This is a genomic window from Acrocarpospora phusangensis (assembly GCF_016862995.1).
Lineage (GTDB): Bacteria > Actinomycetota > Actinomycetes > Streptosporangiales > Streptosporangiaceae > Acrocarpospora > Acrocarpospora phusangensis.
In genome coordinates this window covers 24430-42153 of the sequence record NZ_BOOA01000058.1, presented here as the reverse complement: position 1 = coordinate 42153, position 17724 = coordinate 24430, and the positions used below count along the sequence as shown (strand labels likewise).

Genomic DNA, 17724 nt, shown 5'->3' with positions numbered 1-17724 from the left:
TGTCCGTACATGCCTTGGGCGGGAGATCGTATGAGCGGAGTGGCCGGGGAGCGTTACGACGTCTTCATCGTGCACGCCCAAGCCGACCTGGAGTGGGCCCGCCGGCTTCAGGCGAGCCTGTCCCGGGATGGGTTCCGGGCTGCTCTGGAGCACTATCTCCCTGGTGACGTGGTCATCCGCCGGATCGAGGAGCTCATGCGGGCCTCGGCGGTCTGCGTGTTCGTCTACAGCCGGGCGATCGAAACCGACCCGATGATGGCCGGAAAGTACGAGGCTCTGATCACCGAAGCCGTGTGGGGGCGGCGGCGGTTCATTCCTGCGCTCCTGGAAGACGTGCCACTGGACCCATTCGCCGCCGCCCGGGTCCGCGTCGATTTCCGCGGGCCGGACCAGGAGAAACCGTATCGGGAACTCGTCACGGCTCTCGGGAGATACCGCGACGACGCCGGTACGCCGTTGCCCCGGTATCGCGATCACCGGCTGGAACAGCCACGTCAGGCGATTCTTCAAGTCGCCCGGGAAAAGGTGACCTTAGGCCGCGCATATCATGCGCCTCGCATGCCCGGGCAGGCGTTGAACGACGCGTTGTGGAAACTCGGCCGGGCCAGGAGCGGACGATATTCGACGAAATCGGCCGAGGCGGCCACGGGGAGCACGGTGGACTCACAGCTCCGGGAGGTCGGGAGAATTCTGGGCGACGGCTTCCTCACCGGTCCTGCCGGAGACGCGCTCGCCGCCGAACTGCGGCAGGCGGAGCGGGAGAACAGCACCCTGCGCCTCGGACTCCAGATCGGCGACGAACTCGCCGCACTGCCCTGGGAGACACTCGTCCCGCCCGGCGAGACACGGCCACTCGCCCTGCATCCGAACGTCGAGCTGTATCGCCACCTTCCCGCCACAGCGCCGACGGCGGCGATGGACATTCGCGCACCTTTGCGCATCCTGGCCGTGGTCGCCAGCCCCGAAGGCCCCGGCGGCGGCCCCCTCCTGGACCTCGAAGCGGAACTGAGCCGCATCCTCAACGCGGTCGAAGACGCCCGCCGCCACGCCGCCGCGCACGTCCGCATCCTCAACGAAGGCACCCTCGACGCGATCGAGACCGCCCTCAAGCAGGAACGTTTCCACGTCCTCCACATCTCCTGCCACGCCCGCCCCGGCGTTCTGCTCCTGGAGGACGAGAAGGGCGCCCCCGTCGACGTCTCAGCGGAACGACTCGCTGGCGTGATCCCCCGCGACCGCGGCGTCCCTTTGGTCGTACTGTCCGGCTGCTCGACCGCGCTCAGCGCCCGTGTCAGCGCCCGTGCCAGCGGCAACCGGAGGGGAGACGACAGCGTCGCGGAGGGAGAGGCGGTGCTCGGCGGGCTGGCGCAAGGGCTGTCGGAGAGCGGCGTTCCGGCTGTGCTGGCCATGACCGGGGCTGTCACCGACGTGTACGCGACCATGCTCACCGAAGCGGTCTATCGCGAACTCGCCGTGCGGCCGGCGCCGGACGTGCTGACCGCGCTGTCGGAGGCGCGGCGGGACCTGGAGCAGGCACGCCGTTCCGCGCCCGCCTCCAGCTTGGGGGCCGACCTGGCCGAGTGGGCCACGCCCGCGCTCTTTCTGCGTGGTCCCGTCCTTCCGCTCTACGACACGGACGACGGCGTGGACACGACGGTGACGGCGCCGCCCGCCATCAGACTTGATCCGGGTGTCGTGGTCCGGGCCGTCGGTGACTTCGTCGGGCGTCGTGCGGAGTTGCGTGTCCTGCGGGCGGCGCTCAGCAAGGCGCATCGGAGCGTGGTGGTGCACGGCATCGGCGGCGTCGGCAAGAGCAGCCTCGCGGCTGAGCTGATCGGACGCCTCGGGTCCGACGCCGGGCTCGTTGTTTCGGCCTTCGGCCGTACCAGCCCTGACCAGGTCCTGAGTGCGATCGCCGACAAGCTGCTCGCCGCCACCATGCGGGCCGGCGCGATCGCCGAACCGCTCCGGCACCTCGCCCAGGCCCTCCGCCGTCAGGACTATCCGTGGGCGCTGCGGCTCGACGCCCTTCACCAAGAACTCACGCAAGTCCCCTCGGCGCTCCAGCGTGACATCGGTCTCCCGCCGATCACCTTGCTCCTCGACAACTTCGAGGAGAACCTCGACCCCGCCGACCGATCGTCGCTGGTGGACCGGGAGCTGGCCGCCTTCCTCGCCGCCTGGGCAAGGCTCGCCCCCCGGGTCAGATCGCTGATAACGAGTCGCCATCCTTTCCAGCTGCCCGGCCAAGCGCACGACGCCGTCTACTTCCATCACCTGGGTCCGCTGTCCCTTGCCGAAGCACGGAAGCTGATGTGGCGGCTGGAAGGGCTGGCCGCGCTCGGTCCGCCCGATCAGGAGCGGGCGTGGCTGGATGTGGGGGGTCATCCGCGGACGCTGGAGTATCTGGACGCCTTGCTGCGCGGGGGGCGCGCGCGTTTTCCGGATGTACGGCAGCGGATGGAAGTCCTGCTGGAGCGGCGCGGGATCACCGACCCTGGCGCGTGGTGGAGTCCGGCGGGGGCGGGCCTGGATGTGGCCTTGGCCGAAGCGGTGACCTTGGCCGTGGACGACACCCTGCTGCGGGATCTGCTGGCCCTGGTGGATGAGTTCGCCCGGGCCCTTTTGGTGGGGGTGTCGGTGTTCCGCCGCCCGGTCGACTGGATCGGGATGGCGTGGCCGGTCAGCACCCCGGCACCCCTGGACCCTGAGCGGCTGGAGCGTCTGGAACGGCTCGGGGAGTTGCTGGATCAGGTTCGTGCGAGTGACCCGGGCGCGGGGCTCGAGGATTTGGGGCTGCCGGCCGAAGAGCTCGCTCGGGCGCATGAGGATGTGGCCGCCTACTATGCGCCGCCGATCCAGGTTCCCGAGGGGGTGGCGGAGGCGGTGGCGGTGCTGTCCCGGCTGGGGCTGCTGGTCCCCATGGAGAACGGCGACATCGAATGGGGAGGCGGCCGGACATACGGAGGTGAGTGGGGCGGGGACGGGCCGGCTGGTCTGTTCCTGGTCCACCGGTGGACGGCGGCAGGTCTGACTTCGGTGCACGTATCGGCTCCGGAGCAGGTGCGGGCGGCGCATCGGGCGGCCGCCGCGTACTGGATGTGGCGGGTCGCCACCGACGCGGAGGCCGCCGGGCAGGATCTGATCGCGATGATCGAGGCCCGTTTCCATTTCCACGCGGCCGGTCAGCGGGAGGAGGCCGCCGGCGCGACGGATTGGATCTGTGAGCGGTTGCATCAGGCCGGGGCCTGGGGCTGGGAGCAGCAGCTTTATGCCGAGGCGATGTCCTGGTTCCCGCCGGGCAGCCAGCAGCACGCGGCCAGCCTGCACCAACTCGGCATCATCGCCCGGGAGCGCGGAGACTATGAGCAGGCGCTGGACTGGTACCGGCAATCCCTGAGCATCGACGAGGAACTCGGCAACCGCGCCGGTGTGGCCACCAGCTACCACGAACTCGGCGCCGTCGCCCAGTTGCGTGGAGATTATGAGCAGGCGCTGGACTGGTACCGGCAGTCTCTGAGCATCAAAGAGGAAGTCGGCAACCGCGCCGGGATGGCCACCACCTACCATGCGCTCGGCATCATCGCCCGGCTGCGTGGAGACTATGAGCAGGCGCTGGACTGGCACCGGCAAGGTTTGCATATCGACGAGGAACTCGGCGACCGCACCGGCGTGGCCGCCACCTACCACTCACTCGGAATCATCGCCCAGGAACAGGAGGATCACGAGCAGGCGCTGGACTGGCACCGGCAAGGTCTGCACATCTACGAGGAACTCGGCAATCGCGTCGGCATGGCCGCCAGTTACCACTCGCTCGGCGTGATCGCCCAGGAACAGGGAGACTATGAGCGGGCGCTGAAATGGTACCGGCAGTCGCTCGCCATCAAAGAAGAACTCGGCAACCGCGCCGGCATCGCTGCCAGCTACCATCAATTCGGCATCATCGCCCAACTGGGACAGGACTATGAGCGGGCGCGCGAGTGGTACCGCCAATCTCTGACCATTCACGAGGAACTCGGCGACCGTGACGGCATGGCCGCCGGCTACGGCCAACTGGGGGCCTTTCACACCCAGGCAGGCGACCCGGCCGAGGGCCTCGCGTACTCGGTCCGCAGTCTGCTGATCTACGCGGAACTCGAGTCACCCCACACCGCTTTCGCACTGGGCTGGCTGGCCCGCCAGCGAGAGGTCCTCGGGGAAACCGACTTCCAGCGGCTGCTCGCCCACCACACGCCCGCGGACCTGATCGAAGAAATCAACCAAGCACTCGATGATCAACAAGAATGATCACCGACGGCTCGGACCTTCGAGCTTCATTTACGAAGCAGTTGCCAGACAATTCTCCGGCGACCGATTTGCCGGTGCTTCTAGAGATATGCGCCCAAACAATGGCTCCGTCGAGCCGAAGCCCGTGATGGCGCCTGATCACAGTCCGAGCACCGGCTCGAAGGGTGTCCGACCACCGGCTCAAAGGTGTCCGAGCGCCAGCTCAAAGGCGTCCGAGCGCCAGCTCAAATGGGGCGGCCGAGCGCCAGCCTAAGAGCGTCCGAGCGCCAGCTCGAATGGGGCGGCCGAGCGCCAGCTCAAAAAGGGTGGATGGGTGGGAGAACCACCTGGACCAGCGGCGTCAGCGCCAGGTGTCGGTTCGATTCACCTGCGGACCAAGAAGGGCACTGAAGGTGCGATTGGCTCCGGGTTCCCAGGTCACAGTGCCGTCACTGTTCTTCCTGAGGTACTTGTATTCGACTGTGGCTCCGGCGGGAAGGGTGAGGGTAGCCGACCAGGTCGGGTAGGCCGCCGCCGAGAGCGGGACCGCGTTGGCGGGGTTCCAGGCTCCGAGAGCGACCAGATTGCCGACCAGGAAGACGTTCTGTCCCCAGGTCGTGGCGACTGTGGCGCTGAATCTGGCGGACACCGTTCCATTGGATGCGTCGGGGTAGCCGGCCGTCAGGGTTTCGCCACCGCTGTCGTCCCAGGTTCCCGAACCGTTGTCGGACGCGGCCCGGGGGCCGGCCGCCGCTGCGAGGTCGATGGTCGTCTTCTTCCATCTGGTGCGGGCGGTCTCGTCCATGGCGACCCCGGGTACAGCCGTCCATGAGCCGCCCGACGGCTGATAGTGGATGTTCGCCGTGGTCCACGAGGTGGCGTACACGATGGTAGCGGTGTCGCCCCCGGTAGGGAGGGGAGAGGGGCATCAGGCCGGCCGCACGAATACCGCCACGGTCCGGGCGGGAACGGTGAACGTGCCGGTCGCTCCGTCGAAGGTTGACTGTCTGACGATCGGATCGGTGGAGGCGGCCTGGACGGGGTGGAGGGTCACGGTGGCTTCCGCGAGCGCGGCGACGGTCTGCCGGGCGGTCTGGGAGGTCGCGTTGAAGATGACAGTGATCGACTTCCAGCGGGGGTCGATGCCGGTGGCGTCCAGGTGCATGGTGATGACGCCGGGGACCCTCGTGGCGGGGAAGGTCAGGCGGTTCTGGATCTCGGAGAGGGAGCCGAGACCGAACACCGGGGACGAGGTGCGGACTCTGAGGAGGTCGCCGAAGCGGTCTCGGGCGGTGTTGATGGCTGCGCAGTCCGGCTTGAGGGCCGGGTCGGCCAGTAGCGGGCGGGCGTAGGGCCATTTGCTTTCGTTGTCCCGCCTGGGTGGGAGGCCCGCGCCGAAGCCGTTGCCCTGGGCGCAGTCCCAGAGCAGGCGGTTGAACCAGTCGCCGGAGTCGTAGGAGTTGCGGTCCAGTGACTTGGAGCGCAGGCGTTCGGTGCCCGCGTGCAGGAACGCGGTGCTCTGGGAGAGCATGACCGTGGCCAGCGAAAGCGCCTGCATTCTGACCCGGTCGGCCATCGGAGTGTCCCGGGGCAGTTTGTACGCGAGCGCGTCGTAGAGGGTCTCGTTGTCGTGCGCGTCCACGTAATTGACCGTCTCGCCTGGCGAATCGGCGTAGCCGGCGGGGGAACCGTTGTAAGAGATCTCCGAGCCTTTCTCGCCGGAAGGAAGCACGTAGTCCTTCAGGTTGCCGGTCAGCCCGAGCATGATCAGTTCTTCGCCGTCGGCCAGGCGAGCGCCAGGAGTGTCGGCCAGGCCGGAGCCGAAGCCGCGGATGCCGGGGTCGGCGTCGAAGGGCCCCCCGCCGCGTACGGCGTCGCGCAGGCGATCGTTGAACGTGCCGATCCCCGTCCCGGCCAGATTGCCCTGGGTGGCCTGGACGAATCGGGCATCGCAGGCGACCTCCCCGAAGTTCCAGCCCTCGCCGTACAGGAGAATGGTTTTCCCGTCGACGCCGTCCCTGGCCAGGGTCAACGCGTCCAGAGCCTGGCGCACCGCGAGCATGCCGGCCTTCGGATGGTGGCCCATCAGGTCGAAACGGAAACCGTCGATCTTGTACGCCTTCGCCCACGTCACGACCGAGTCCACGACGAGCCTGCCCATCATGGCGTGCTCGGGCGCGGTGTTCGCGCAGCAGGTGGAGTCGGCCACCGTGCCGTCGGCCAGCAGCCGGTGGTAGTAGCCCGGTACGACCCGGTCGAGCACGCTGCCCTCGCCCTGCCCGGCGGCGTGGGTGTGGTTGTACACCACATCCATGATCACCCGAAGTCCGGCCTTGTTGAGCGCCCGCACCATCGCCCGGAACTCCCGGATCCGGGCAGATCCCTCCGGATCGGTGGCGTAGGAGCCTTCCGGGACGGCGTAGTGCAGCGGGTCGTACCCCCAGTTGAAGGAGTCCGTGGCGGCGGTCGCGGCGACGCCTGCCTGCTGCTCCTCGGAGTCGGCGGGCATCGTCGCGAAGTCGTACGCCGGCTCAGCGCGGTCGGACCGCCGTTCGGGCACGGTGGCGAAGTCGAACACGGGCAGCAGGTGCACGTGGGTGAGGCCGTCGGCGGCGAGCCCGCGCAGCGCCTCCATGCCGGCGCCGTCGCCGGTGAACGCCTTGTACGTGCCGCGTTCCGCGGCGGGCACGCTGGAGTCCGAGGCGGAGAAGTCGCGGACGTGGAGTTCGTAGATGATCGCCCTGTCCTGGCGTACGGCGGCGGGTTTGGCCAGCTTGTCCCAGCCGGGCGGTTTGAGTGCCGAGGCATTCAGCCGGACCAGGTGGCTGCGCCGGCCACCGGCGGAGACCGACAGACTGTAAGGGTCGGGGACCTCGTTGGTCACCAGGACGCCGCCCGCGACGACCGTCACCAGGTAGGTGTAGTAGCGGCCGTACCAGGTGGGCGGGCCGGTGACCGACCAGACGCCGGTCGAGTCGTCGCGCCGCATCGGCAGGACGCGGTCGTTCAGCCTGAGTTCGACCTTCCGCGCAGTCGGGGCCCACACCGAGAGCCTCGGCAGCACGCGCCCGGCTGGGCCCAACTCGCTGGACAAAGCCGCTGCGTAGACGTCGTCCAGCACGCCGGGGAACTGCACGCCGGTCGCGGCCAGCAGTCCGCCGGACAGGTCCCACTCAGCCGCCACCAGTTGTGATCGCAGCGCGTCCTTGACGAGGCCGGCGTCCCTGGGGTCCACGATCAGCGCGCTGTAGTCCCTCAGATGCGGCCATGCAGCCCGCTGGGCGTCGGTGAGCGCGCCCGGCGAAAGCCGGATCAGGTGGATGTCGCCGGTCAGATCCCCAGTGTCGTCATACGCGATGTCCGCCTTGGGGGAGTACACGAGGGCATACCTCGACGAGGGGGACGTCTCTCCCCGCCAGGCCACCGTCGCGCGGTCGAGCCAGTGCGCGGTGGACTTGCTCAGATCCAGTGACAGCACGAATCCCCTCCCGCGACAGGATTCCCTCGTACGGTACGGCCGACCCCCGGCACCCCCCGATGGACCCCGTGCGATAATCCGGATAAATCGGATAAACAGGCGGATTATGGCCCGGTGGGCACAGGGTGACTCAGAAACCACTCCAGGCGCAGTCGAAGCGAACCGGACCCCGAGTGCATAGCCGCTTTATGCTGGACATCTCCCTGGAACACCGCCGAAACGCGGCTGCGGCACTGTGGGGGTGGCCAACGCACATCGCTGTGGGCCCTCTCGCTCACGTGATGCGGATGTGGAAGGAGAGGTGATCGACGTGCTGTTGCGGCTACGGGTGTCCCTGCCGGACCGGCCTGGCGTGCTCGGCCAGGTCGCGCGCGCGTTCGGCGTGATGGGCGCGGACATCCTCCAGGTCACCGTCCTGGAACGGGAATCCGGCCGGGCCGTCGACGACTTCACCGTCTCCTGGTCGGCCATCTTCAGCGCCGCCGAGCTGAGCGACCGCATCTCGGTCGTGCCCGGCGTACGGGTGGAGGCGGCGTGGCCGACCCGGGAGGTGCCCGGCGCGAACCCCGACTACGACCTGCTCGGCCATATCGCGACCGACCCGGGCCGAGCGGTGATCACCCTGGTGGACGCGGTGCCCGACCTGGTCAGCGCCGAGTGGGCGGTGGCGCTGGACGCGGCCACCGGCGACGTGATGCACGGCAGCTGGCAGGCGCCGGAGGAGGTGCCCGCCGCGAAGTTCACCGCGCTGCGGCCGACCGTGCACACCGAGGGCGCCCTGCATCTGGCCAGTGTGCCGGTCGAGGACGTGCACCTGGTGGTGGCGCGCCGCGACGGGCCCGCGTTCCACAAGGCGGAACTGGACCGTGTCGCCCGGCTGGTCGACGTGGTCGCGCTGCTCGCCCACGCCGGGGCGCAGCGGGCGTGACGGGATTACCGGCGGGGCGGGTCGATCCGCGCGCCGGACTGGGTGAAGAGCATCAGGCGGGAGACGTCCACCGCGACGCGGGCGTGCTCGCCGGCCTTCCAGAACGGGCGGGAGCCGAGGCGGACGATCAGGTCGGCCCGGCGGTGCGAGCCGCTGCCGAGCGCGGCGGCGGTGCCCGGCGCGGCCTCGGCCTGCGCGAACTCCTCGCCGGGGCCGAGCAGGCGGCGCATCATCGACCGCGCCTTCCCGACGCCGTTCCCGTTCCCGTTGGCGTGCCCGTTGCGGATCCGCGGGTCCGGCGGCTCCGGTACGGCCATAGCCGGAATGCCCGCCTCCACGTACGCCAGCCATTCGTGCCCGTGGTATTCCAGCGTCCGTACGCGGCCCATGAAGCAGGGGCCGTCCATCTTCTCGGGCATGGGCGCGAGGCCGTCCGGACGGATGCCGACGATGATCTGGCTGCCGGTGTGCTGTGACACAGCGTAAGCACGTGGATCGGTCCAGGGCATGGTGATCTGGTGCGTACCGAAATCCAGGAGTATGAACTGGTTCTGGGGTGTACGGACCGTAGCACCCAGCAGGTTGAGCTGCTGGGAGCTGAGGAAGGCGGCCGTGAACGCGGTGGCCGGGTCGTTGTAGACCTGGGCCGGGGTGCCGACGTCCTGCAGCACGCCCCGGTTCATGATGGCGATCCGGTCGGCCAGGGTGAGCGCCTCGACCTGGTCGTGCGTGACGTAGATGGTGGTGACGCCGAGGGCGCGCACCAGGGACGAGATCTCCATGCGTAATTCGGTGCGCATGCCCGCGTCCAGGTTGGACAGGGGCTCGTCCATCAGGAACAGGGACGGCTGGCGCACGATCGCCCGGCCCATCGCGACGCGCTGGCGCTGGCCGCCGGAGAGCGTTCCAGGCCGCCGGTCCAGGGTCTCGTCGATGTGCAGGGCCTTCGACAGTTCGACCACACGTTCCCGTACCACGGCCGGGTCCGCTTTGGCGATCTCCAGCGGGAAGGAGAGATTCCCGCGGACTGTGCGGTGCGGATACAAGGCGCCGTTCTGGAAGACCATCGCCACGTCCCGGTCGCGGGGGGCCAGATGGTTGGCGATCTTGCCGCCCAGCCAGAGGTCGCCGGCGGTGATCTCCTCAAGCCCGGCGACCATTCGCAAAAGTGTTGATTTGCCACATCCGGAAGGGCCGAGCAGGACCAGGAGCTCACCGTCTTCGGCTCGCAAGTTCATGCGATCGACCGCCAGGTATCCCCCGGGGTACACCTTGGTCACGTTGTCGAGGACGACCGTGCTCATGCCTGCTCCTCGCCTGGCGCCACGGATGTGCTCGTGCACTGTACGCGGGCCGTATTGCCTCGCGAGCGGCGCTCGATCATGGAAACTCGTTCCTCCCGGGCGCGCATGCCCGGATCCCGCCATGTCAGTTGTGATTGATGAGGTAGTACATCGTGTCGGCACGGTCCATGTCCATACATGCCATGAAAAATAGGGAACGCACCGGTTACTCACGTGTTGCGTGGTCTTGACAAGACTTTATGGACTCAACAGGCCTTTGATTGCTCCCGGCCAAAAAGACCCATCCATCATCCAGTGATGGGATGTCCCAATGTCACAGTGTCGCATCGTCACCTTGGCAGGGTTTGCGGCAAGTTTCTGTAAGGTCTTTCATGATGGAAAATGACCTTCGCGATTTCGGGGACCCGTATATGAGCGCACTCTCGCCTGACGTCCTGGCCGCCGGACCGGCCTCCGCGACCCGCTGGTGGCGGGACGCCGTGATCTACCAGGTGTACGTGCGGAGCTTCGCCGACGGCAACGGCGACGGCGTCGGCGACCTGCTCGGCGTGCGGAGCCGGCTGCGCTACCTGGCCGACCTCGGCGTGGACGCCGTCTGGCTGACCCCCTTCTACCCGTCCCCGATGGCCGACTTCGGGTACGACGTGGCCGACTACCGCGGCGTCGACCCCGTCTTCGGCACGCTGGAGGACGCCAGGGCCCTGATCGAGGACGCGCACCGGCTGGGATTGCGGATCATCGTGGACGTGGTGCCCAACCACACCTCGGACCGGCACGGCTGGTTCGCGGAGGCCGTGCAGGCGGGGCCGGGGTCGGCGGCGCGGGAGCGGTACATCTTCAGGGACGGGAAGGGGGACGCGCCGCCGAACGACTGGGAGTCGATCTTCGGAGGACCGGCCTGGACGCGGCTGCCGGACGGGCAGTGGTATCTGCACCTGTTCGCCCCGGAGCAGCCGGACCTCAACTGGGAGCACCCCGAGGTGCACGCCGAGTTCGCCGGCGTGCTCCGGTTCTGGCTGGACCTGGGCGTGGACGGGTTCCGGATCGACGTCGCGCACGGCATGGTCAAGGCCGAAGGGCTGCCCGACGTGGGCTACACCGGGCAGGCCAGGATGATCGGCACCCAGGTCGTGCCGTACTTCGACCAGGACGGGGTGCACGAGATCCACCGGGCCTGGCGGCGCATCCTGGACTCCTACCCGGGCGAGCGGATCGGCGTCGCCGAGGCGTGGGCGCCGACGCAGCGGCGGCTGGCCGACTACGTCCGCCCCGACGAACTGCACCAGGCGTTCAACTTCCACTTCCTGACCACTCCGTGGGAGGCGGGCCGGTTCCGGCAGGTCATCCAGGAGTCGCTGGAGACCTCCGCGCTGGTCGGCGCCCCGGCCACCTGGGTGCTCTCCAACCACGACGTCAAACGCCACGTCACCCGGTACGGCGGCGGCGCGGCCGGTCTCGCCAGGGCCAGGGCGGCGGCCCTGCTGATGCTGGCGCTGCCCGGCTCCAGCTACGTCTACCAGGGCGAGGAGCTCGGGCTGCCGGAGGTGCTCGACCTGCCGGAGGAGGCGCTGTGCGACCCGCAGCGGCTGCGCGACGCCGAGAGCGGCCGGGACGGCTGCCGTGTCCCGATCCCGTGGAGCCCCACCGAGGAGCCGCCGTTCGGCTTCTCCCCGCCGGGCATCACCGCGACCTGGCTGCCGGTGCCGCGGGACTGGCGCGACCTGTCCGTGGAGGCCCAGCTCGCCGATCCCGGCTCGACCCTCAGTCTGTACACGCGGGCGCTGGCCGTACGGAAGGCGCACCCGGCGCTCGGCGACGGGGACCTTTCCTGGAATCCGGCTCCGGACGGCGTTCTGGCCTTTGACCGGGGTGATTCGTTTAGGTGCCTGACGAATCTGACGAATGCCTGGATTGAGGTGAATCGTCCGGGCGAGTTGCTGCTCGCGAGCGCAGATCCGGCTATTTCCGGAAATGTTGTAAGGCTGGCTCCTGATTCGGCCACGTGGTGGACCGTGGAGCATGTCTAAAGTAACCGTCATGAACAACGCGCGGCTCTCCGACATCGCGGCCCAGGCAGGCGTCAGCGAAGCCACGGTGAGCCGTGTGCTCAACGGCAAGGCGGGGGTGTCGGCCGCCACCCGCCAGGCCGTGCTCACCGCGCTGGACCTGATGGGCTACGAACGGCCCCAGCGGCTGCGGCAGCGCAGCAACGGGCTGATCGGGCTGGTCACCCCGGAGCTCGACAACCCCATCTTCCCGGCGTTCGCGCAGGCCATCGAGAAGGCGCTCACCCAGCACGGGTACACGCCGATCCTGTGCACGCAGCTGCCCGGCGGCGCGCCCGAGGACGAGTTCACCGAGCTGCTGATCGACCGCGGCGTCAGCGGCATCGTCTTCGTCTCCGGGCTGCACGCCGACGTCACGGCCCGGATGGATCGTTACACCCGGCTGACCGACCGCGGCCTGCCGATCGTCCTGGTGGACGGCTACAACGAGAACATCCCGGCGCCGTTCATCTCGCCGGACGACCGGCTGGCCACCCGGCTGGCCGTGCAGCACCTGGTGGACCTCGGCCACGAGCGCATCGGCCTGGCCCTCGGCCAGCGCAGGTTCGTGCCGGTGATCAGGAAGATCGACGGGTTCCGGCAGGTGATGGCGCAGCTGCTCGGGGTCACCGACACCGCCGAGCTGGTCCAGCACTCGCTGTTCACCGTGGAGGGCGGGCAGGCCGCCGCCGGGGCGCTGTTCGACCGGGGCTGCACGGGTGTCTTCTGCGCCAGCGACCTGATGGCGCTCGGCGCGGTCCGGGCCGCCCGCGAGCGCGGCCTGTCGGTGCCCGGCGACGTCTCGGTGGTCGGGTTCGACGACTCGCCGCTGATCCCGTTCACCGACCCGCCGCTGACCACCGTGCGCAAGCCGATCGGCGCGATGGCCTCGGCCGCCGTGGAGACCCTGCTGGACGTGATCTCCGGCACGGCCGCCAAGAACCTGGAGCTGATGTTCCAGCCGGAGCTCGTGGTGCGGGGCTCCACGGGGTCGGGTCCGCTGGTCAACCGCTGATCAGCGGGTCATTCCCGTCGCGGGGAACTGCGGGCCGCCGCCTCGCCAGCCGGAGCCGCCGCGTTTGTACACCTGCGGGATGTCGTACCGGTACCAGCGCAGGGCGTAGTCCTGGTCGAGGGCGTAGACGACGCCGTTGAGCGAGGTCACGTCCAGGAAGCCGGACCAGCCCGTGGCGTTGGGGGCCAGGTGGTCGCCCTCCCAGGAGGATCCGCCGAGGGTGCTGTTCAGGTGCCGGAACCAGCGCAGGTCGCCCGCCGCGGTGACGGCGAACACGACGCCGTGACCGGTGGCGACCAGGCGGTCGTACCCGCGCATGCCGGTCTTCACGAGCGTGCAGTCGGGGCTGGTCCACTCGGCGCCGCCGAGATGCCGGAACCAGCAGATCCCGCCGTCCTCCCGCAGGCCGTAGAAGACGTCGTACGCCCCGGTGAAGCTCTTGAACTCCGGCAGTCCGGCTTTCACGAATTTGCCGTCGTCCGGATCCATTTCCTGGGATAAATCGTCGAAAAGGAACATTCGTCCTTCGGCGTCCACCGCGTACAGAGTGCCCGGGTTTCCGGAGACGAGCCAGACGTAACGTTGCCAGCCTTCGCCCACTTTCACCCCGGGCGGGGTGCTCCAGCGTTTTTCGCCGTTCTCATATCCGGTGTGCTGGAAACGGCGGAGCACGCCGTCCCGGTCCACCGCGAAGATCGTCCCGCGGCCGGTGTAGAGGATCTTCCGCTGGTCCTGGAAAAGCCCCGGCGGACGGGCCTGGTCCGTGCCGGAGGCGGACTGCAGGAAGGCGGGGATCCCGACGAGCAGAGGCGCCAGGACCGATCCGCAGGCCCAGAAGATGACCCTCCGTCTGCCGGATGCCGGAGCAGGGTTCGCCGCGGGAGGGGATCGGCGCTTCCGGCGTTTCTGTACTGGCATTCTCGCCTCGCTCGACGACGGCTTCGAAGCCAATGAAAGCCGAACACCGTGCGCCGCGCTGGCCGGAAAGGCAATTATTGATGATTGCGGGCTTCGCGAGAATTCGCCGGGAAATGAGGGGGCCCGTGACTTTTCCGGTTAGGAGTCACGGGCCCGATACCCATGATCGTGTTTCCGGGTTTCGGACACGAACATGGCCGCCGGCCCAGCCGAGGGAGGATGGCGTGGGCCGACGAGGTCTGGGGTGCTATGGGGTCGTTTTCTACGGTGTCATGAACGTCTGAGCGCCGAGGCTTCCCCCGCGAGCTTCTCGATCCGGGCATAGTCGCCGGTCGCGAGCGCGTCGGCCGGGGTCAGCCAGGTGCCGCCGACGCATCCTACGTTAGGAAGCCGGAGATAGTCGCACGCGGTCTCCAGCCTGATCCCGCCGGTCGGGCAGAACCGCGCCCCCGGCAGCGGCCCGGAGAGCGCCTTCAGGTACGGCACCCCGCCCGCGGGCTCGGCCGGGAAGAACTTCATCTCCCGCAGCCCCCGCTCGTACAGGCCGAGCACCTCCGACGCGGTCGCGACGCCCGGCAGGAACGGCACGCCCGTCCCGGCCATCGCGTCGATCAGCGACGGCGTCGACCCGGGGGAGACCAGGAACCGGGAACCCGCCTCGACCGCCCGCGCCGCGTCGCCCGGGGACAGGATCGTGCCCGCGCCGATCACCGCGTCCGGGACCTCGGCGGCGATCCGCCGGATCGACTCCAGCGCCGCCTCGGTGCGCAGGGTCACCTCGATGACCGGGAGGCCGCCCGCCACCAGCGCGTGCGCCAGAGGCACCGCGGTCTCGGCGTCCTCGATCACGACGACCGGGATGACGGGGGCGATGTCGAGAATGCTGTCCGGAATGCTGCCAGAAGTGCCGTTCATACGAGCTCCACGCTACCGGCCCGCTGGGCGAGCCACGCCGTCGCCCCCGTCAGTGCGGGCTGCTCGGCCACGATCAGCGAGGTCGCGATCGGGCCCAGGTAGTCGATCAGCGCCGGGCTGGTCTGCTCGAACCGGGCCCGGAACTCGCTGTCCCTGATCCGTCCCACGATCCTCGGCAGCACGCCGCCGCCCAGGTAGACGCCGCCGCGCGCGCCCAGCGTCAGCGCCACGTTCCCGGCGAACCCGCCCAGCAGGGCCAGGAACACCTCGACCGTCTCCACCGACAGCGCGTCCTCCGAGGCCACGATCTCCGAGGCCGTCTTGCGTCCCGTCTTGATGCCCCGCACCAGCGAGAGCCCCCGGTGGAGCCGCGGCAGCCCCGACCCGGACAGCAGGTGCTCCGCGTCCACGTACGGCAGGCCGTCCGCGCGCAGCGCCCGTACGACCTCGAACTCCAGGTCGGTGACGCACGGGACGGACACGTGCCCGCCCTCGCCCGGCACCGGCACCCAGCCGGAGCCGGCCGGGACCAGGCCGGCCACGCCGAGCCCCGTCCCCGGGCCGAGCACGGCCTTGACCATGCCCGCGGTCGGGGCGGGCCCGCCGAGCGGGGTGAGGTCGTCGCCGGCCAGATGCGGCAGCGAGACCGCCAGGGCCTCGAAGTCGTTCAGCAGTTCGACGTGCGGGATGCCCAGTTCGGCGACCGAGCCGGTCCAGCCCGCGTTGGTGAGGCGATAGGTGTCTCCTTTCACCGGTCCGGCGATCGCCAGGCACGCGGCCCCCGGCCGAACTCCGCCCGCATGGTCTGCGAGATAGGCGGCTACGGCATCGGCTAGGCCTTGTCGCTCGGCGACGTTCAGGACGGCCACCGATTCCGGCTGAGCGCCGGACTGGGTGACGATTCCGAAACGTGCGTTGGTGCCGCCGATGTCGGCGACGAGCCAGGGGTAGCTCACTTAGGACCCTCCGAAGATGCTGGCACCGCGTTCCGCGGGTCCAACCGTACGACGGAAGGCGGCAAAAAGCTCGCGCCCGGTTCCCACCCATTTGTCAGTCGAGGGCGGGGAACCTGCCGGAGCGCGCCCGGACAGATCGGTCAGCACGTCGAGAGTGCCGGTGACCGAGTCGAGACGGATGGGGTCACCGTCACGCAGGAGGGCCAGCGCGCCGCCGTCGGCGGCCTCGGGGGAGAGGTGGATCGCGGCCGGGACCTTGCCCGACGCGCCCGACATGCGGCCGTCGGTGACGATCGCGACCCGCTGCCCCCGGTCCAGCAGGACGGCCAGCGGCGGTGTGAGCTTGTGCAACTCCGGCATGCCGTTGGCGCTCGGGCCCTGGTAGCGGACGACCGCCACGAAGTCCTGGCCGTCCAGCTCGCCCCGCTCGAACGCGCCGAGCAGGTCCCGCTGGTCGTCGAAGACCTTCGCCGGGGCCTCGATGACGAGGTGCTCCGGCTTGACCGCCGACACCTTGCTCACCGCGCGTCCCAGATTGCCCGAGACCATGTGAATCCCCCCGTCGGGGGAGAAAGGTTCACTCGCGGGGCGAAGCACGTCTAGATCGCTGCTGCCCTCGGTCCGCTCGGTCCAGACGACCTGGCCTTCCTTCAGCTCGGGCGCGGCCCGGTAGGCGTCCAGGCCGCGGCCGGCCACGGTCAGCACGTCGTTCCAGAGCAGCCCCGCGTCCAGCAGCGTGCCGACGAACACGGCCATGCCGCCGGCCGCCTGGAAGTGGTTCACGTCGGCCTGCCCGTTCGGGTACATGCGCGCCACCGACGGCACGACCTTCGACAGGTCGGCCATGTCGTCCCAGGTGAGCTCGATCCCGGCGGCCGACGCCACCGCCACCAGGTGCATCGTGTGGTTGGTGGAGCCGCCGGAGGCCAGCAGCGCGACGACCGCGTTCACGATCGCCTTCTCGTCCACGACGTGCCCGATCGGCGTGTACTCGCCGCCGTGCGGGGTCAGCTCCACGATCCGCTTCCCGGCGGCCTCGGTGAGCGCCCGGCGCAGTTCGGTGCGCGGGTTGACGAACGTCGCGCCCGGCAGGTGCAGGCCCATGACCTCCACCAGCACCTGGTTGGAGTTGGCCGTGCCGTAGAACGTGCAGGTCCCCGGCGAGTGGTACGACGCCGCCTCCGCGTCCAGCATCTCGGCTCTGGAGATCTTGCCCTCGGCGAAGTTCTGCCGCGCCCGCGCCTTGATCTTGTTGGGCAGGCCGGAGGTCATCGGCCCGGCGGGCACGAACATGGCGGGCAGGTGCCCGAACCGGAGCGCTCCGGCGAGCAGCCCCGGCACGATCTTGTCGCAGACGCCGAGCAGCAGCGTGGCGTCGAACATGTCGTGCGACAGCGCGATGGCGGTGGACATGGCGATCACGTCGCGGCTGTAGAGCGACAGCTCCATGCCGGCCCGGCCCTGCGTGACCCCGTCGCACATGGCCGGCACGCCGCCCGCCACCTGCGCCACCCCGCCCGCCGCGCGGACGGCCCGCTTCAGCTCCTGCGGGTACGTCTCGTACGGCTGGTGCGCGGAGAGCATGTCGTTGTACGAGGTCACGATGGCGACGCCCGGCCGTACGGCGGCCCGCAGGGCGGGCTTGTCGCCCTCGGCGGCGGCGAAACCGTGCGCGAGGTTGGCGCAGGGCAGCCTGCCTCGCGCGGAGCCCGCGCTCCGGAGTTCGGCCGCGGCCTGGTCGACGAGGGCCAGGTACGCGGCGCGGCTCGCGCGGCTGCGACTCCTGATCCGCTCGGTGACCTCTTGGACGATCGGGTGCATCGGGGCTCCTGACATATGCGACAGGAGGGACAGTAGCGCGAAGTTATGTGTCCTTTCAAGCGAAGTTTTGTAACTCTG

At 69.3% G+C, this 17724-nt stretch carries 11 protein-coding genes and 1 pseudogene; 4 read left to right on the top strand and 8 right to left on the bottom strand.

Features of this window, described 5'->3' with window-relative positions; all coding sequences use genetic code 11:
* The first annotated feature begins 30 nt into the window (after positions 1-30).
* On the top strand, positions 31-4287 hold the full coding sequence (locus Aph01nite_RS29220) for a tetratricopeptide repeat protein (protein WP_204044237.1): 4257 nt from the start codon (positions 31-33) through the stop codon (positions 4285-4287).
* A gap of 340 nt (positions 4288-4627) precedes the next feature.
* Here the strand turns inward: Aph01nite_RS29220 and Aph01nite_RS42820 are convergent, their stop codons facing one another.
* From Aph01nite_RS42820 to pulA, 3 genes and pseudogenes are all read right to left on the bottom strand, one after another.
* Positions 4628-4915 (bottom strand): carbohydrate-binding module family 20 domain-containing protein, encoded by a 288-nt coding sequence (locus tag Aph01nite_RS42820; protein WP_507762537.1) that lies wholly within the window; start codon positions 4913-4915, stop codon positions 4628-4630.
* Positions 4916-5161, bottom strand: a pseudogene (locus Aph01nite_RS42815) (carbohydrate binding domain-containing protein); the annotation flags it as partial. It lies immediately after the preceding gene.
* Between the two features lie 33 nt (positions 5162-5194).
* On the bottom strand, positions 5195-7744 hold the full coding sequence (gene pulA, locus Aph01nite_RS29210) for a pullulanase-type alpha-1,6-glucosidase (RefSeq protein WP_239162070.1): 2550 nt from the start codon (positions 7742-7744) through the stop codon (positions 5195-5197).
* A gap of 301 nt (positions 7745-8045) precedes the next feature.
* On the opposite strand from pulA, the gene Aph01nite_RS29205 reads away from it, so the two are divergent.
* Positions 8046-8672 carry an ACT domain-containing protein gene (locus tag Aph01nite_RS29205; protein WP_239162069.1) on the top strand — a complete coding sequence of 209 codons (627 nt, stop codon included), beginning with the start codon at positions 8046-8048 and terminating at the stop codon, positions 8670-8672.
* A 5-nt stretch (positions 8673-8677) separates the two neighbouring features.
* On the opposite strand, the gene Aph01nite_RS29200 is transcribed toward Aph01nite_RS29205, so the two are convergent.
* Positions 8678-9976, bottom strand: coding sequence for an ABC transporter ATP-binding protein (locus Aph01nite_RS29200; protein WP_204044234.1), 1299 nt, complete (start codon positions 9974-9976; stop codon positions 8678-8680).
* Between the two features lie 410 nt (positions 9977-10386).
* Between Aph01nite_RS29200 and Aph01nite_RS29195 the strand changes: the two genes are divergently transcribed.
* Together Aph01nite_RS29195 and Aph01nite_RS29190 are read left to right on the top strand one after the other, a co-directional pair.
* Positions 10387-12003, top strand: coding sequence for a glycoside hydrolase family 13 protein (locus Aph01nite_RS29195; protein WP_204044233.1), 1617 nt, complete (start codon positions 10387-10389; stop codon positions 12001-12003).
* Between the two features lie 10 nt (positions 12004-12013).
* Complete coding sequence (locus Aph01nite_RS29190) at positions 12014-13036, top strand: LacI family DNA-binding transcriptional regulator (RefSeq protein WP_204044232.1); 1023 nt, start codon at positions 12014-12016, stop codon at positions 13034-13036.
* Here the strand turns inward: Aph01nite_RS29190 and Aph01nite_RS29185 are convergent, their stop codons facing one another.
* The 4 genes from Aph01nite_RS29185 to edd all read right to left on the bottom strand — a co-directional run bounded on the left by Aph01nite_RS29185 (position 13037) and on the right by edd (position 17646).
* Positions 13037-13954 carry a tachylectin-related carbohydrate-binding protein gene (locus tag Aph01nite_RS29185; protein ID WP_204044231.1) on the bottom strand — a complete coding sequence of 306 codons (918 nt, stop codon included), beginning with the start codon at positions 13952-13954 and terminating at the stop codon, positions 13037-13039.
* A gap of 270 nt (positions 13955-14224) precedes the next feature.
* Complete coding sequence (locus Aph01nite_RS29180; RefSeq protein ID WP_204044230.1) at positions 14225-14869, bottom strand: bifunctional 4-hydroxy-2-oxoglutarate aldolase/2-dehydro-3-deoxy-phosphogluconate aldolase; 645 nt, start codon at positions 14867-14869, stop codon at positions 14225-14227.
* Positions 14866-15825, bottom strand: a complete 960-nt coding sequence (locus Aph01nite_RS29175) for a glucokinase (protein ID WP_204044229.1) — start codon at positions 15823-15825, stop codon at positions 14866-14868. Before Aph01nite_RS29175 ends, Aph01nite_RS29180 begins: the two co-directional genes overlap by 4 nt.
* Entirely contained in the window at positions 15826-17646 is a 1821-nt protein-coding gene (gene edd, locus Aph01nite_RS29170; RefSeq protein ID WP_204044228.1) for a phosphogluconate dehydratase, read from the bottom strand. It abuts the gene before it with no gap.
* Positions 17647-17724 lie beyond the last annotated feature (78 nt).

Excerpts from the sequence above, each read along its gene's own strand:
- Aph01nite_RS29220 (WP_204044237.1), top strand. The coding sequence starts at position 31 with ATGAGCGGAGTGGCCGGGGAGCGTTACGACGTCTTCATCGTGCACGCC.
- Aph01nite_RS29200 (WP_204044234.1), bottom strand. The coding sequence starts at position 9,976 with ATGAGCACGGTCGTCCTCGACAACGTGACCAAGGTGTACCCCGGGGGA.
- Aph01nite_RS29195 (WP_204044233.1), top strand. The coding sequence starts at position 10,387 with ATGAGCGCACTCTCGCCTGACGTCCTGGCCGCCGGACCGGCCTCCGCG.
- Aph01nite_RS29190 (WP_204044232.1), top strand. The coding sequence starts at position 12,014 with ATGAACAACGCGCGGCTCTCCGACATCGCGGCCCAGGCAGGCGTCAGC.
- Aph01nite_RS29185 (WP_204044231.1), bottom strand. The coding sequence starts at position 13,954 with ATGCCAGTACAGAAACGCCGGAAGCGCCGATCCCCTCCCGCGGCGAAC.
- Aph01nite_RS29180 (WP_204044230.1), bottom strand. The coding sequence starts at position 14,869 with ATGAACGGCACTTCTGGCAGCATTCCGGACAGCATTCTCGACATCGCC.
- edd (WP_204044228.1), bottom strand. The coding sequence starts at position 17,646 with ATGCACCCGATCGTCCAAGAGGTCACCGAGCGGATCAGGAGTCGCAGC.